Here is a 16431-nt window from a genome sequence, read left to right as displayed (position 1 = left end):
CAAGAATGCCGAACCTTGATGTGGACTTGATAATGTAGCACTTGATAACTATGAAGAAGCTTTCTCCTTTGTTTCCACGCTCGTTCCAAGCGTAATACCGCTTTTCTGAGCATAAGCACTTAGGATTTCCTCCGTCTCCGAGCTTGTACGATGATGGAAGCAAGCTTTAGCAACCCTTGTAGCATCTATAGCCAGTGTATTCAGGGTACGGTGTTTAACCTTCAGCAGTGCCTGCGGCGACATGCTAAGATCACTAATCCCAAGCTCCAGCCAAAGTGGCAAAGAACGCTCATCTGCCGCCATTTCACCACATACACTTATGTCTATTTTTGCATTACGAGCTGCTTCTACAGTCATACGGATCATTCGCAGAACCGCCGGATGATATGGATGATACATATGCGCAATTTGTTCATTCATACGATCTACGGCTAGTACATATTGCACCAAATCGTTCGTACCGATACTGAAAAAGTCAACTTCCTCAGCCAGTAAATCCGCAATCATAACCGCAGCTGGAACTTCAATCATAATACCGACTGGAATATTCCGATTAAACGGTATGTCCCGTAGCTCCAGTTCAGCCTTCACTTCTTCCAATACAGCTTTTGCCGCCTGTACTTCTTCTACGGAAGATATCATTGGGAACATTAGCTTTACATTCCCATATGCACTCGCCCGCAAAATGGCGGTTAGCTGAGTTTTGAACATATCTTGTCGATTCAAGCTGATTCGAATGGCACGATAGCCAAGGAACGGATTCTGCTCTTCTGGTAGCTGGAAGTAATCCAGATGCTTGTCCCCGCCTATATCCAGCGAACGGATCACAACCATATTGCTGCCTACCTTCTCGACAACCTGTTTGTAGACTTCGAATTGTTCATCCTCGGTTGGGAAAGAACTGCGATCCATGTAAAGAAACTCTGTACGGAATAAACCTACACCCTCGGCTCCATACTTGAGCGCTAAATTCAGTTCTTTGACTGAGCTGATATTACCGGCCAATCGCAGGTTAACGCCATCTTTAGTGACGGCATCGACTGTAGCAAGCAATTCCAGTTGTTCTTTCTTTTTATGCTGCTTATTCCGAAGAGAAACATATTCATTGATCGTTACCTCATCAGGATGAATTTGCACAGATCCGGTATCTCCATCTATCACGAGCATGTCTCCGGTCTGAATTGGGTTAGATAAATTATTCTCCAAACCTGCTACGAGCGGAATGCCCAGCGCACGAGCCATAATGGAGGAATGTGAGGTTTTACCGCCCATCATGGTAACAATACCTAGAACATAAGTTGGGTTCAAGTGAGCTAACTGGGAAGGAGATAACTCCTTCGCAACGAGAATATACGGCTGTGTATCCGATGGCAACGTGACCTCAGGAGCACCTAAAAGATGCTTTAACAGACGGTTACCGACATCCTTAATATCAACCGCCCGCTCCTTCATGTATTCATCATCTAGCAGATCAAACATCGCTACAAAATGATCAATCGCTTCCTTAACAGCCACTTCCGCCGCCTTATACTGGCGTTCAATAATCCCCCGGATTTCGCTCATGAACACCGGATCATCCAAAATCGCCAGATGAGCATCAAAAATGCTGGATTCCTCCGGACCGACTACCTCTCTGAATTCTTTTTTGATGAATTCAATCTCATCCTTAGAGGTACGGATACCTTCGTATAAACGCTCAAACTCCTTAGCTAGATCCACTGGGTTCACTTGTGTGTCTGGTAAGCTCCACTCCCAGTTCGGTAAGACAAAGGCCTTCCCGATAGCTACACCTGCTGCTGCGCCTATGCCTTGTATCATCCTTCTATCCCTCCAACGTTACTTTCATGTAAGACTACGGACATTACTGAAGATTGCCCCTTTTTAACATTTTTAAATGGAGCATAGCTCCATGACTTTACTCGATCAGGATTCGTGATCACCATTGGTGTTGCCAGTGAAGCCGCATGCTCACGCAAATAAGCGAGGTCGAATTTAACAAGTAATTGACCTGGCTCCACGCTGTCGCCTTCTTTTACAACCGCCTCAAATGGCCCTTTAAGCTGCGAGGTATCGATCCCTATATGCATAAGTACTTCCAGCCCTTCCGGCGTAGCAATACCAACGGCATGCATGGTAGGGTAGACGTGCATAACCTTCCCGAATACAGGTGATGTCAGCTCCCCTTTTTCCGGCAAAAATGCAACCCCATCACCCACTAGCTTCGCTGCAAAGATGTGATCCGGTACTTCCTCAATGGGCATCATTCTACCCTGCATCGGAGAACTGAACAGCACCTGCGGCAAATCACGAAGCATTAGCTTATTAATCTCCTCGCGGATCAGCTCTGAATACGTACCAAATACTACCTGAACATTCCCACCACCAAGCTTGATAATCCCAGCAGAGCCAAGACCTTTGAGCGCTCCGGTATCAATATATCGATCATTATGGACGGTAAGCCTCAAACGAGTGATACAGGATTGTACTTGTACGATATTCTCCTTACCACCAAGCGCCTCCAAGATCAATGGTGCCTGATAAGGGATGTTGCCTGCCCAATCACCGAGTTCTGAACCTTCTTCACGCCCTGGTGTTGGGATCTGAAAACGGCGAATCGCCCAGCGGAACAAGTTATAATATACAATCCCATAAGCTATACCGATCGGAATCAACAACCAAGCCCTCTGGGACAGATGCATATTCAAAAAGAAATCAATGGCTCCTGCCGAATAAGAGAACCCGTGATGAATTCCCAGCATATAGGTCAGCACCATAGCGAGACCTGACATTACAGTATGTACCGCAAATAAGTAGGGAGAAGCAAACAAAAACGCAAATTCAATCTGCTCCGAAACCCCGGTTAGAAAACAGACCAAAGCCGCCCGCACAAAAGTCTTTTTAATCTTAGGCTTCAAGTCCTCGCGCGCTTCCTGAATAATTGCAAAAGCAATGGCTGGCAGTGCAAACATCATAATCGGAAACAAACCTGCCATAAAAATCCCCGCCGTAGGATCGCCTGCAAAAAAACGTGGCAAATCCCCCTGAACGACAGTGCTACCATCAGGAGTTGTGAAATTTCCAAACTGAAACCAAAACACATTGTTTAGAATATGGTGAAGACCGAAGGCTGTTAGTACTCTATATAGCACTCCATAAATAAATACGCCAAATCCGCCTGTCTGCAATATCCCTTGAAAAAGATCATCCAGCCCTCTTTGCAGCAGTGGAGAGATCCCTAACATCACCCATGCAAAGCCAGCCGAAAACAATCCCATGAACAGCAAAACAAACCGCGACCCTCCAAAAAACTGGATCGCCTCTGGAAGCTTGATATTTTTAAACCGGTTTTGAGCGATACCGGCGACTATACCCAGCAAAATACCGATAAGTGTTGCAGGTTGTACAAGCCCGTCTCCCATATGGGTAACAATCCGGTCGTAAGTGAACATTCCGGCCAGTGCTGCAAGCCCCGCCGTTCCAGCTTGATTGGATAATCCCCATGCTACACCCACAGCGAACAAATAAGGCATAAAATAAAAGATTCCCTGCCCAGCGTATGTCGCCACTTCGGATACCGAAGAAAGTCCCCATGCAGACCAAGGTAAGCTGCCCAAACTAAGCAAAATGGCTGCCGCCGGCAGTACCATGGTAGGAAGCATTATGGCTCTGCCCAATTGCTGCAATGATCCGAGCCAATTCAAGGCTACCCTCTCCTTTCTTTCTATATTGAATGGTAAGCGCTGCGGGGGTTTTTGTCAAAATAAACTGAAGGAAAAATTCCGATGCATTAAGCTGATTTCACTAACCTTTTACCGTATCAAGATATCACGCGGAAGTTCTGAAGAATTTAGCATAAAAAATTGACCTTTCATTTCTCAAGTTGCTCTTTGGAGGTTTTTAGAGACTTTTATAGCTTCTTATAGCATTTAAAACTTTTTATAGATTAGGTTCAAAGACCCCTAGGATTCTCCTATTCTAATGTATTTTGTACAACAGATTAAGCCTATTTTTGACGATACATAGTTTTGATTGCACTTTGTACAATAGATATCCCCAAAATCGCTCTATTAAAGAACTATTACTCTTTTGGGTTGTACAAAGTGCAATGAACGTAATTTTTTCTAAGTTAAACGATGATTCTATTGTACGAAGTGCAATCTAACGCTAAAATCACTCATCACCATTAAACTGAAGTAAAATTCGATAAAATGAGCTGATTTCTCTGACATACTAAAACTTATAAGACACTGGAATCTGATCTGAAGCGCTAAGTATAAACTATAGCACTTTCATCTCTCAAAATTTCTCTTAGGAGACTTTTATAGCTTCGGATTAAAGACCCCTAGGAGGTTTCTTGTTCTAATGTATTATGTGCAATAGAATGAGCTTATTTTTCACGGAAAATAGCTCTGATTGCACCTTGTACAATAGAAATAACCTAAATCACTCTATTAAGGAACTATTGCTCTTATTGATTGTACAAAATGCAATGAACCTAATTTTTTCTAAGTTAAACGAAGATTCTATTGCACATAATGCAATCTAACGCTAAAATCACTCATCACCAAATTTGTTCAGGGTGCATTGGCCGTAATTCATAATGTCTAACTCCTCTCCTACCTACGATTGGCTTTAGCAGCCCCTTCTCACTTAACGATTGTAACAATCTGCGCGCAGTCCGAAAATTAATGCTGAAATGCGCGGTCACATCCTTTGGACGAATCGCCCTACCCAGCCGCCAAGCCAAACGCAAGACCTCCTTCTCTTCGGACAAAATATCTACGCCTGCAGATTTGCGCGCCAAATGAGGTGCCAGCACCAATTGTAAAAGCATCCGGCACACCTCGGGGCGGTGCTGAAGATCGTCAACAGAAAAATGGATCATCTTCCACCCCATTCCTGTCAGAAAAGTGTCCCGATTAACTGCATAGTTGAATCTCTCTCGGTCCATGTCTTTCACATGGCTTTGAAACCCGTCGCACTCAATCCCGAGGCTGCCGCCGCTCTGCGGAAGAAAAGCGAAGTCCAGAAACTGAGATTTACGGTTCCAGTCGTACACTTCGTATTCTGGATACAAATCATCGAGACTCTCAAACAACGGCCACCAAACATTCTGCAAGAACAGCTTCTCCGCATAATTATGCCCTCTAACTAGCCTCCCCCTCCTTTCTCCTGATCTTTCCGTCAAATGCTTGTCCATGAACAAACCATGCGCTTCTTCAAATTCCATAAAAGTATCCTCCTCCAATAAAATAAAAAAACGCCCTTCACCGCAAATCATGCGGTTAAAGGACGTTCTTCGTCTAACTTCAGTATAACAAGCTCAGTTGGTGACTTGCATTAGAAATTGTTCAGCCTGTACAGCCAATCGTAATCAACTGATACTTACCATCTTGGCTGTTCTTTAACATTAAAGAGTTGCAACTACTTCAGCGCTAAAAAATTTAGTTCGCTGGTTTGTTAGTTCGTTCTTTTTTCTGTCGGCTCGTATGCTCGCCGGTTCTTTGTTCTCTCGTTGTTGGTTCGTTATCGGCTCGTAAGCTCGTCAGTTCATTGTTTGCTCGTGCGTCGGTTCATTCGTATGAATGTTGTCGATTACACGCTCTGATCGTACACTTTATCGATAGTCATATAAAGTGTTTAACCACCAAACCCTACGCCCGACTACGCCCATGCATCGTGATCGCTTCCTCGACCTTGATGCAACGGTCCATAATCGCCGTCATACCGTGTTCAGCGGCGATTTCAGCGGCTTCCTGGCTGATTATCCCCTGCTGTAGCCAGAGCACACGTGCGCCGATGTCAGCAGCCTCCTGTGCGACTTGAGCACAGTATTCGCTTCGACGGAACACATTGACAATGTCCACTGGCTCTGGGATTTCCGCTAACGTATGATAGCACTTTTCTCCCAATATCTCGCCGTCAACCAAAGGGTTTACAGGAATGATCCGATATCCCCGACTTTGCATAGCACCCGCAACCATATAGGAGGTTCGGTCTGTTTTGTCAGACAAGCCAACAACAGCAATGTTACCTGCAGAAGCAAGGATATCTCCGATCTGCTCCCGACTTGGATTCTCAAAGCTCATACATAGTGCCCCTTTCCATAGTTACACTTTAGGATCCTTATTTAACTGAAGCTAGATTCGCTAGCTCCCTTACTTCTATTGTACCCACTCCACATTCGCACCAAGCGCACACAGATGATCAAAATATTGCGGATACGACTTAGCAACATGGTGAGCATCCTTGATCAAGAGTGGTTTACGCGCTCGTAAACCAACTACAGACAGCGCCATAATTACACGATGGTCGTAATGCGCGTTGATGGTCACACCACCTTCGACGCCTTCCGGCATCCCGTGAACAATAATTTCATCGCGGCGTTCCTCAACACGGGCTCCTGCACGAGTCAACTCTGCCAAGTAATCAGTTATGCGATCACATTCCTTATATCGAAGGTTCTCAACGTTATAGAATCTCGAAGTGCCTTCAGCAAATACAGCAGCAGCTACCATAGCCAGTACAGCATCGGTTGCAGCGTCACCGTCAAATTCAACGGCTTTTAGAACACCGTTCCCTTGTACATGTACCGTTCCCTCATTATGAGTAAGAGGTACTTCCATCATACGGAGCACATCGACAATGGCTCTTTCTCCTTGTTTACTTTGTTCCACAAGTCGATGAACCTTTACATCCGATTTTGTCACAGCAGCCGCCGCAAGAATAGCCGCAGAGCCTGGATAGTCACCTTGAACGGTATATGTCTTTGCCGCATAGGCTTGACGACCCGGCACTTTAAAGGACATATAATCATCTGCCGCATGAACCACAATTCCCGCCTGCTCCAACACTTCTAACGTCTGACCTACGACAACCTTCGACTTCAAATCATCAAGGACAATAATTTCACTATCTTCTTCAAGCAATGGCGTCAGGAATAGTAGAGCGCTTAGGAACTGAGAGCTGACTGCACCGGAAACTGTAATTTTACCTCCAACAGGTTTGCCACCACGGATCGTGATCGGAAGCTTTCCTTCGTTATGCTCTACCTTCACACCCAGCTGTTCTAGGGACACGATCAGGTCGTCATGTGGACGTTTGCCCAAGGAGTCAGGATACGTATTTACGAATGTAACCTCAGGGCTTAAAGCAGCTACAGCCATTAGAAAACGTAGTACTGCTCCAGCATTGCCCACATTAAGTTCCTTAACATCCTTAGGCTTACGCCCAAAGCCTTGAATTACAATCTTCTCATCATCCTCTGTGAGTACAGCTCCCAAATCTGCAATACAACGCCGGATTGCATCGCTATCTTCACTATGTGCCGGATGATAAATTGTACTTACGCCTTCTGATAATGCGGCAACCAGCAAATAACGAGTGGTATAGTTTTTGGAAGAGAGGGCCCCAAATTCTCCATGCAGGGATGGCGTTGGCCTAACAATAACGTCCATAATATAAACTCTCCTTAGTAGATATAGTTGTATGTAGTGCTCGTTTGACAGGGTATTCCATGCTTGTGTTATCATTAAACCATTCTTCTGATGAAAAGAGGTCACTACCATGAATAATGTTCCACAAATCACACCGCAAGAATTGCGGCAGTGTCTAGAGACAGGTGAAGACCTTGTACTCATCGACGTTCGTGAAGACGAAGAGGTTGCCTTCGGGATGATTCCCGGTGCACAGCATATCCCCATGGGAGAAATTCCACATCGCACAGAGGAAATTCCAAGTGATGCTAAAGTAATCTTTATCTGCCGTTCCGGTGCTCGGAGCCAGCGTGTCTGCGAATATCTACAGCAGTTTGGCATTCACGCTACAAATTTAAACGGCGGTATGATTGAATGGAATGAGACACTCTCTTAAAAGCTCAGCCGCGGTAATGCATTAAAATATGTTGCGACACTTCTGCCGCAGTCAGTCCTGTTGTATCGACCGTGTAATGCGCGAACAGGTAAGCATCTTGACGATCTTCCATGATTCGTCTAACCCGTTCTTCTGCATTGCCGGCGAGCAACGGACGATTCTGATCTCCACTAACGCGGGCAATAATCTCTTCTTCTGTAGCTGTCAGCGCAACTACATGCCCTTTACTCAGCATTAAATCTGTATTCCCCGGCGCCAATACCGCGCCACCACCAGTAGATATTAATTTATTCTCGGACTCTAGCATATGCTTCAGTACTGCTGTTTCCACGCTGCGAAAGTATTGCTCTCCATCTTCTGCGAAAATTTCTGCAATGCTTCGACCTTCAGTTTCAACAATGACATGATCTAAATCAACCAGCTCGTAGCCCAGTTCCTCGGCCAAAATAGCTCCTACCGTTGACTTCCCCGTTGCCATCATTCCTACTAAAATAATGTTCTTATTTCTTTGCTCTTCGTTCAACTTTTTAAATTCTTCTGTATCCCCAGCCATGTCTATCCTCCAACCGCGATATTTGTCATATCATAACACAGGGTCAAAACATTAGACAATCTGCTTTCCATAGTAAACATACATCAATTTTTCAACAAAAAAGGCCCGAAAGCCTCCCCATTTCTGGTGAAGCAATTCGGGCCACTTTTTTAAAATATAAGAAAGTATAAGTTTCACGTTATACATTATACTTATATTTCTCGCATAAACGCTTACCGTCCATTAGGACGCCTAAGGCGTTTTTGCTTGTAACTGTAACAAACTAGATTATTCTGCAGACATCCAGTTGTGGTGGAAAACGCCTTCTTTGTCTACACGTTTGAACGTGTGTGCGCCGAAGTAATCGCGTTGAGCCTGAAGCAGGTTCGCAGGCAGTCTTTCTGTACGATAGCTATCGTAGTAAGCCAATGCGCTGGAGAATCCAGGTACTGGAACACCCATCGTTACAGCTGAAGCGATAACTTTACGCCATGCGGATTGATAATTGTCCATAACATCCTTGAAGAAAGGATCAAGCAATAGGTTCTTAAGATCTGCGTTTTTCTCGTAAGCATCCGTGATGTTTTGTAGGAAACGGGAACGGATAATGCAGCCACCGCGCCAAATTTTAGCCAACTCGCCATATTTCAGATCCCAACCATATTCGTCGGAAGCTACGCGAAGTTGAGCGAAACCTTGAGCATAGGATACGATTTTACTTGCGAACAATGCTTTACGCACGTTCTCGATGAATTCAGCTTTGTCACCATCAAATGGTGTAGCTTCTGGTCCGTTAAGCACTTTGCTTGCTTCTACACGCTCATCCTTCATTGCAGACAGGAAGCGTGAGAATACGGATTCGGTAATCATGGACAAAGGTACACCAAGATCTAGTGAGCTTTGGCTTGTCCATTTACCAGTTCCCTTTTGGCCAGCGGAATCAAGGATCACGTCAACCATTGGTTTACCAGTTTCTTCATCATACTGAGCAAAAATATCTGTAGTAATCTCGATCAGGTAGCTGTCGAGCTCACCGCTATTCCACTCTTTGAAAATGCTGTGGAGTTCTTTTGCATCCAGACCTAGAACGTCTTTCAACAACTGGTAAGCTTCACAGATCAATTGCATATCACCATATTCGATACCGTTGTGCACCATTTTAACATAGTGTCCCGCACCGTCTGGTCCGATATATGTACAGCAAGGCTCTCCGCCCACTTTAGCTGAGATTGCCGTTAGGATTGGTTCTACTAGCTTATATGCGCTTTCTTGACCACCAGGCATAATGGAAGGTCCTTTAAGTGCTCCTTCTTCGCCACCGGAAACGCCAGTTCCAACAAAGCGGAAACCTTTTTCTTCCAGATATTTACTGCGACGAACCGTATCAGGGAAATAAGCATTTCCTCCGTCGATAATAATGTCGCCTTGATCAAGATGCGGCAGCAGTTGCTCGATGGTAGCATCAGTAGCTTTACCAGCCTGAACCATGATCAGAATTTTGCGCGGTGTTTCCAGCGAAGCTACAAATTCCTCAACGGAAAATGTGCCTACGAGGTTTTTACCTTCCGCCTCAGCAAGAAGATCATTTGTCTTCTCCGGTGAGCGGTTAAACACGGATACGGAAAAACCTTTGCTTTCGATATTTAGAGCCAAATTCTTGCCCATTACCGCCAAGCCAATAACGCCGATTTGTTGTTTTGCCATCTGGTCCTCCACCCTTTGCACCCTATATTTTTGGGAAATCCATTTCTCGCAGTATAAGAATACCACCCTTTATCAGAGACAGCAAAGCCTGCCCTGCGAACAGAGATCAAATTCATTGACAAAATCATTGCCAACATGAAAATGATCACAATGACTATTTTAACGTTTTTAGCGTCAGAAGTGAACCCCTGTCTGCAAGTTCTCAAACAAATCTAAGACACCCCGAAGTTCGGGGTGCCCCTAAGCAACATTTGCCCGACACCTTGCTCACCATTCTAACATATACAATTCCTTCGTCAAAAAGGTGAGCTGAGCTCGGCATTTGTCCACGCGAACCGTATCTTCAGCTTTAAGTGCATCATTTAAACGATCCAGCTGCTCATCCACTTCAATCCTACGCTGGCGAATCCGCTCTTCCCCTTCAACAGAATAATAGAGCTTGGTTAGCTCCTCGTCTGTGAGCATAGGCCCCTTCTGATATAATACTCGCTGCTGATAACCCGAGATTTCGACAAGACGAATCACTTCGCCGAACAAAATATTCTCAATAATAATCTGACGATCCCGGAAACGCTTTACAATGGCATGGCCTCGCATATCCCCAATTAATTTCTCCATCCACTCTGACAAGCGAGCATCGCGAATCATATAGTCACCCACGAGTTTATAGCCGTCTTTGATCCTTTGAAAACGTAATTTCACCAGTTTACGACCCGTACGGACCGAAATCACAAAGACCTGTTCGTTCTCGCTCCAATATAGGGAATAACCTTTTTGAATCAAATCCTTGATCAGGTCCTGGATATGCTGTCTGTCGAAACGCAGCTCCAGGTTACAATACTCTACCTCGTCGTTTTTGTTCACGGCACTCCCCCCTAACTACTTCACATCTGCAAAGTCAAGACCATTCGTTCAATACCAGAGTATTTATGGCTGCCGGACCTCTTCATGTAATAGACTACTTTTTGCGTACGTCTTAGTCTTATTTTATACTTCAGTTTATGTAGCGGTAACTTGGTTTATTGACTATTTTTACCCGCAACACACTTTCTCCAAACGCTGATTGATTTTTTCATTTCATTTAGTCCTTTTAATTCCTAAAAAAGCCGCTGACAACTAATTCTCGGGTTGTCAGCGGCTTTTCATATTTCAGGTCAACTAGCTTTAAATTTCAGCTTCGTTCTATGCACAATTAGCAGATGCAGCCCGAAGAGCAGCAGCATTACAATTGCACTTGCCAGGAAAGGGACACCATGACCTACATGATCCCAGAGTCTCCCTGATATCACCGGCCCTGCCACCATTCCTGAGCCTTGCAGGGTCAGGAATAGGCCCCACACAGTCCCACGTTCCCCTTTAGGGACTTGCTTAGCCAGAAAGGCATTCCATGCCGGGAGAATAAGCGCGTAGCTTATACCGACCAATGCCACCGCTACAAAAGCAAGCGGTAGCCAGCGTACCTGTGAGAACAGGGCAAGCGAAAAGGCGGCGAGCAAAAAGCCAATATTCAAAAACGCTGTTGTTCCTATTCGGTCTACCAGCTTGCCTGCTGGAATAAGCGCGAGCACCGTAATCCCACCACCTGCAATCAGAAGTAGGCTAAACTGATTTGGACTAACATGCAGCTCCGTACGTGCAAACAAGGTAACAACAGGGGTCATCAAGCCAATGGCAAAAGCCTGAAGAAATAAGGCCGGATATAGTAGGCGACTGACTTTAAGCGTCGTTCTGACCTGATGTAGTGTTCTTTTTATACTCTCTAATGGACTGATTTTTTTACGCTCAATTGCTCCGCCGAGCCCCTGCATGTCCCTTACAACTGCATGAGCTCCACTTGTCGAGATTCTCTTAGGTAGAAATAGGGCAACCACAACTACTACAGCAGCACATCCTAGCAGGACTAAAAAAGCTACACGATAGCTTTGTCCCCCATGATCCATCAAAAAATTTACTACAATCGGACCGATTCCCGTTCCTGCGAGCGAGGCCATCTCAACTGCCCCCATAGCTGCACCACTGCTGCCGCTTTTAGTAGATCCCGCCAATTCGGTTATTCCGGTCATCACACAAGGCCAAAGCGGGGATGTCCCGATTCCAAGAATAAGACAGGCAATCGAGAGCGTAACTGCTGTTTTGGCATATATTATCATCCCAACAGCTACTAGGATCAACAACAAGGCGCTTGTCATGGTCCAGCGAAATCCTATGCGTTCCATGACCCAGCCAGAAGGACTGCGGAATAGATTATCCCCCAAATACTGGAGTGCAAAGGCAAAGCCTACTACTGTAACAGATAGGCCCAAAATATTCTCCATATACACGGGTAACAAAGCGACAAGTAGTGACCCTTTCACAAATTCAACTAAAAAAATAATTACCCACATCTCCATGATAAATGGCGACGTCAAACTGATATGTGTACGTTGCGCAGCTTTCGTGGACATTCTATCACATCCAAATCCTAGTATTCTGTAGATTGTTTTGTTATACTGATGCTTGCCTTAAATTTTAATATTCGCGAAAGGTTGTGACAGCATTAAATGAATCAACACCGTACTCCCCTCTTCACAGCTTTAAAAAAGCATGCCGCCGGCAATCCCGTTCAATTCCATATTCCGGGGCATAAGAAGGGGCTAGGAACCGATGCCGAATTCCGTGAGTTTATCGGCGATAACGCTCTATCCATCGATCTAATCAACATCGCACCGCTTGATGATCTACATCAGCCAACTGGAGTAATCCAGGAAGCTCAGAAGCTGGCTGCGAAGGCTTTCGGCGCCGACTATACGTATTTTAGCGTACAGGGCACGAGCAATGCCATCATGACGATGATCCTCTCTGTCTGCTCACCGGGTGATAAAATAATTGTGCCGCGTAACATTCACAAATCAGTAATGTCGGCCATTATTTTCTCCGGAGCCAAGCCTGTGTTTGTCTCGCCTGTTCAGGATGAGAATCTCGGGATAGATCACGGCATAACGACCAGTTCGCTGGAACGAGCGTTAAGGCGTCATCCAGACGCCAAAGGAGTTCTAGTAATCAATCCCACGTACTTCGGTGTATGCGCCGACCTGCGTTCGATTGTCGACCTGGCTCACCGTTACGGTGTACCCGTACTGGTGGACGAGGCACATGGAGTACTGATTCATTTTCACGAGGATCTGCCGGTATCGGCCATGCAGGCCGGAGCGGACATAGCTGCCACTAGTGTGCATAAACTTGGCGGCTCCATGACGCAAAGCTCGGTACTGAATCTGAATGCTAAGACGGGTCTGATTAACCCGCAACGGGTACAGACCATTATGAGCATGCTGACTACAACATCCACCTCATATATTTTACTAGCGTCTTTAGATACATCAAGACGCAATCTCGCGCTGAACGGTCATGAAATGGCGGAAAGAACCATCAGACTGTCTAACTACGCACGCGAAACGATCAATACGATCGAAGGCCTGTACAGCTTTGGAAAAGAAATCCTTGGGACAGAAGCAACATTTGATCATGACCCAACTAAGCTCAACATTCATGTGCGCCATTTAGGGATCACAGGTTACGAAACCGAAAACTGGCTACGCGAGAAGTACAACATCGAAGTAGAACTAAGTGACATGTATAATATTCTTTGCCTTATTACCCCAGGTGATACCCAAGAATCAGTAGATAAATTATTAGCTGCACTTCGGGTGTTATCCGCCATTCATTATAGCAAGGGTGAAATCTACGAACTTAAGGTTCAGGTTCCAGAAATTCCACAGCTTGCTCTGATTCCAAGGGACGCTTTTTATGCGGATACGCAGTTAGTTCCATTCCGTGAATCTGCTGGCTACATTATTGCAGAGTTTATATATGTATATCCGCCTGGGATTCCTATTCTTCTCCCTGGCGAAGTTATCACTCAGGATAACATCGATTATATTATTGACCATGTGGAGATCGGACTTCCGGTTAAAGGTCCTGAAGATCGCAGCATCACTAACATAAAAGTAATTGTTGAAGCCGATCCTATTTCCTAAGACCCATCATTTTCCTAAAAAAATTCATTCATTTATACAAAAACCCGATACCATAATAAGTATCGGGTTTCTGTATATAAACATCAACTGTCATATACACAATAGAACAGCTTAATTTAGTCGCTAAAATCTATTCTTGCTGAGCAAGCAGATTGTTGTAAGCTTCTTCAACAGCTTTCCATTCTTCTTCATCTTCGATATTGTACAATACCATTTCTTCGTCTTCTTCTTCCATACGCAGAATAATGCCATCCGCTTCAGGATTTTCCTTTTCTAACAGCAGCGCGTATAGTTTCTCACCGATGTCGAAAGTTTCAACCAATACCATTTCTACATCTTCGCCCTGCTCGTTCGTCAAGGTCAGCACAAACTCCTCGTGCTCATGGTCGTGATCATGCCCGCAACCGCATGCTTCACCATGCTCATGTTTGTGATCGCTCATTGTAATACCTCACTTTGAATTGTATTATCCTACATCTGGTATACTACCACGTTAGATTAGTTCAGGTCAATTTAGAACCCTTAATTAAGAGCTGTAATTACCTTTTCTGACACAAGAACGTAATCCGCATTTTTGGAAGCTTTCATGTAGAAGCCTACCCGATATTTGCCGGTTTCTTTAAAATCATAAGTAAACTCCGAGGTCGGAAACCAGAAATTATCCTTCTGCGAGCCTTCAAGCTCCTGCGACTGAATATCCTTAACGTTACCAGATGGGTCCGTTATGGCTACTTTCACAGCTGAAACTTCTTCTGTTAAGCTATCTACTTGGGTTAATATCTTAATCTTAAGCTTGCCTACGTTTACGTTACCAAAAACCGTATTATCCTTAAAAAGAACAATATGAACATTAGGCTTAAGAATCGTCACTTTTCCAGATCCATCCCAATTCACAACCCCGCCTGCTTCTCTAGCGGGAATATATGTTTTTCCATCAATCAAATAACCGCCGTCCACAATTTCCGTCCCGTTGTTCCATACCCTGATTTTCTTACTCACAGAATCGGCAAACAATAAGGAGCCACCCATCAAGGAAAAAGCAAACACACATAAAGTGACTTTTTTCCATCTATTCATTTGAAACCCTCCAAATAATTCATGCTATTAATGTATACTTACTTTGTCTCAGCAAGTTGCGCTAGTTGTAGGTAAATATTTCATTCATCTTGCGAAAAATGATATTATGGATTTGTTCAAAGTTGATATGTTAGCTAACAGCGATTTCAGGAGGGTACTTTCTTATGAGTCTGAGCCTACAAATGCTAGGAACTGGCAACGCTTTTGCAAAAAACTATTTTAACAATAATGGCTTGCTAGTAGCTGATGATTATACCCTACTGATTGATTGCGGGATTACAGCTCCGCTTGCCGTGCATACCATTGGAAAATCCTTCTGTGACGTGAACGCTACTCTAATTACGCATATCCACGCGGATCATGTAGGCGGTCTGGAAGAACTAGCGCTCACGCTAAAGCACGTGTACGGGAAAAAAATGAGATTACATTTACCTGAGACGCTTGTTGAGCCTCTATGGAATAACACCTTAAAGGGTGGATTATATCAAAAAGATGCTGTAACATCCTTGACCGATGTCTTCGAGGTTACACCTATGAAACCCGGAATTACGTACAAGCTCGCTCCATCCCTTTCGCTCGAGATCATACATACGCCGCATATTCCAGGCAAAGATAGCTATTCCCTTCTAATAAATAACGAAATTTTCTACAGTGCAGATATGACTTTTCAGCCGGATCTACTTATAAGCCTTGTACGCGAGCGCGGCATCCGAATGATTCTGCATGACTGCCAGCTTGGTGGATCAGGTGTTGTTCACACTACCCTGGAAGAGTTAATGTCTTTACCTGAAGATGTTCGACGAATCATCAAGCTTATGCATTATAGCGATGAACAACCTCAATTCGTCGGGCTTACAGGAGAGTTGGAGTTTATAGAGCAGCACGTAATTTATAAACTCTGACTATAGTGTGATGCTTATACTTCCTATAAATTAAAAAAAGACCGTACATGACGTCCGATGACGTATGTACGGTCTTTACCTTTTGAACTATGAGAAACTCGGAAGATTGTCCAAATTGTTGGTTGGGTCCCCATCCGCATCGCCGCGAATATAAGTTCCTCCATCTTTACCTTTAAAAGCATTCACTCCGGCAATATTTCCGGCCTCCACTTCTTGAAGCGCTTGGTCATACGCCAGGACACGTCCTGTAGAGGTCTGGAAACTCGTTAAATCTCCGTCTCCATTTTTCTGTACGGCTACGAAACTTTCGCGTTCGTTATTTGACACT

General features: G+C 44.6%; 15 protein-coding genes. 3 read left to right on the top strand and 12 right to left on the bottom strand.

The features are described from left to right. Positions 1-48: 48 nt before the first annotated feature. The 5 genes from ptsP to aroA all read right to left on the bottom strand — a co-directional run bounded on the left by ptsP (position 49) and on the right by aroA (position 7457). Positions 49-1818, bottom strand: coding sequence for a phosphoenolpyruvate--protein phosphotransferase (gene ptsP, locus QNH28_RS11805; protein WP_283911528.1), 1770 nt, complete (start codon positions 1816-1818; stop codon positions 49-51). Next, positions 1815-3701, bottom strand: a complete 1887-nt coding sequence (locus QNH28_RS11800; protein ID WP_283911527.1) for a glucose PTS transporter subunit IIA — start codon at positions 3699-3701, stop codon at positions 1815-1817. Before QNH28_RS11800 ends, ptsP begins: the two co-directional genes overlap by 4 nt. Before the next feature lie 860 nt (positions 3702-4561). Continuing rightward, positions 4562-5230, bottom strand: coding sequence for a PDDEXK family nuclease (locus QNH28_RS11795; RefSeq protein WP_283911526.1), 669 nt, complete (start codon positions 5228-5230; stop codon positions 4562-4564). A gap of 424 nt (positions 5231-5654) precedes the next feature. After that, the gene (locus QNH28_RS11790; protein WP_283911525.1) at positions 5655-6089 is read right to left on the bottom strand and encodes a CoA-binding protein; all 435 of its coding nucleotides are present in this window, start codon (positions 6087-6089) and stop codon (positions 5655-5657) included. Positions 6090-6164: 75 nt separating this feature from the next. Next, complete coding sequence (gene aroA / locus QNH28_RS11785; protein WP_283911524.1) at positions 6165-7457, bottom strand: 3-phosphoshikimate 1-carboxyvinyltransferase; 1293 nt, start codon at positions 7455-7457, stop codon at positions 6165-6167. A 109-nt stretch (positions 7458-7566) separates the two neighbouring features. Between aroA and QNH28_RS11780 the strand changes: the two genes are divergently transcribed. After that, positions 7567-7872 carry a rhodanese-like domain-containing protein gene (locus QNH28_RS11780; RefSeq protein WP_283911523.1) on the top strand — a complete coding sequence of 102 codons (306 nt, stop codon included), beginning with the start codon at positions 7567-7569 and terminating at the stop codon, positions 7870-7872. 4 nt (positions 7873-7876) lie between these two features. Here the strand turns inward: QNH28_RS11780 and QNH28_RS11775 are convergent, their stop codons facing one another. From QNH28_RS11775 to QNH28_RS11760, 4 genes are all read right to left on the bottom strand, one after another. After that, positions 7877-8425 carry a shikimate kinase gene (locus QNH28_RS11775; RefSeq protein WP_283911522.1) on the bottom strand — a complete coding sequence of 183 codons (549 nt, stop codon included), beginning with the start codon at positions 8423-8425 and terminating at the stop codon, positions 7877-7879. A gap of 267 nt (positions 8426-8692) precedes the next feature. Further along, positions 8693-10108: an NADP-dependent phosphogluconate dehydrogenase gene (gene gndA, locus QNH28_RS11770; RefSeq protein WP_283911521.1), complete on the bottom strand. Its 1416-nt coding sequence runs from the start codon at positions 10106-10108 to the stop codon at positions 8693-8695. Positions 10109-10375: 267 nt separating this feature from the next. Further along, positions 10376-10972, bottom strand: a complete 597-nt coding sequence (locus tag QNH28_RS11765) for a hypothetical protein (RefSeq protein WP_283911520.1) — start codon at positions 10970-10972, stop codon at positions 10376-10378. 290 nt (positions 10973-11262) lie between these two features. Further along, positions 11263-12552 (bottom strand): MFS transporter, encoded by a 1290-nt coding sequence (locus QNH28_RS11760; protein WP_283911519.1) that lies wholly within the window; start codon positions 12550-12552, stop codon positions 11263-11265. A 96-nt stretch (positions 12553-12648) separates the two neighbouring features. On the opposite strand from QNH28_RS11760, the gene QNH28_RS11755 reads away from it, so the two are divergent. Next, the gene (locus tag QNH28_RS11755) at positions 12649-14124 is read left to right on the top strand and encodes an aminotransferase class I/II-fold pyridoxal phosphate-dependent enzyme (RefSeq protein WP_042126789.1); all 1476 of its coding nucleotides are present in this window, start codon (positions 12649-12651) and stop codon (positions 14122-14124) included. 130 nt (positions 14125-14254) lie between these two features. Here QNH28_RS11755 and QNH28_RS11750 read toward each other — a convergent pair whose 3' ends face one another. Both QNH28_RS11750 and QNH28_RS11745 read right to left on the bottom strand, forming a co-directional pair. Then, a complete protein-coding gene (locus tag QNH28_RS11750) occupies positions 14255-14566 on the bottom strand; it encodes a DUF1292 domain-containing protein (RefSeq protein ID WP_042187300.1) in 312 nt (103 codons plus the stop codon). An 80-nt stretch (positions 14567-14646) separates the two neighbouring features. After that, positions 14647-15201 carry a copper amine oxidase gene (locus QNH28_RS11745; protein ID WP_042187298.1) on the bottom strand — a complete coding sequence of 185 codons (555 nt, stop codon included), beginning with the start codon at positions 15199-15201 and terminating at the stop codon, positions 14647-14649. 164 nt (positions 15202-15365) lie between these two features. Between QNH28_RS11745 and QNH28_RS11740 the strand changes: the two genes are divergently transcribed. Then, the gene (locus QNH28_RS11740) at positions 15366-16103 is read left to right on the top strand and encodes an MBL fold metallo-hydrolase (protein ID WP_283911518.1); all 738 of its coding nucleotides are present in this window, start codon (positions 15366-15368) and stop codon (positions 16101-16103) included. A gap of 87 nt (positions 16104-16190) precedes the next feature. On the opposite strand, the gene QNH28_RS11735 is transcribed toward QNH28_RS11740, so the two are convergent. Then, complete coding sequence (locus QNH28_RS11735; RefSeq protein ID WP_283911517.1) at positions 16191-16430, bottom strand: DUF3892 domain-containing protein; 240 nt, start codon at positions 16428-16430, stop codon at positions 16191-16193. Between the last annotated feature and the right edge of the window lies 1 nt (position 16431).

It is taken from the genome of Paenibacillus sp. G2S3 (genome assembly GCF_030123105.1).
In the GTDB taxonomy this organism is placed as follows: Bacteria; Bacillota; Bacilli; order Paenibacillales; family Paenibacillaceae; genus Paenibacillus_AQ.
The sequence above is the reverse complement of the archived record's forward strand: the minus strand, read 5'-3'. Positions and strand labels throughout refer to the sequence as shown.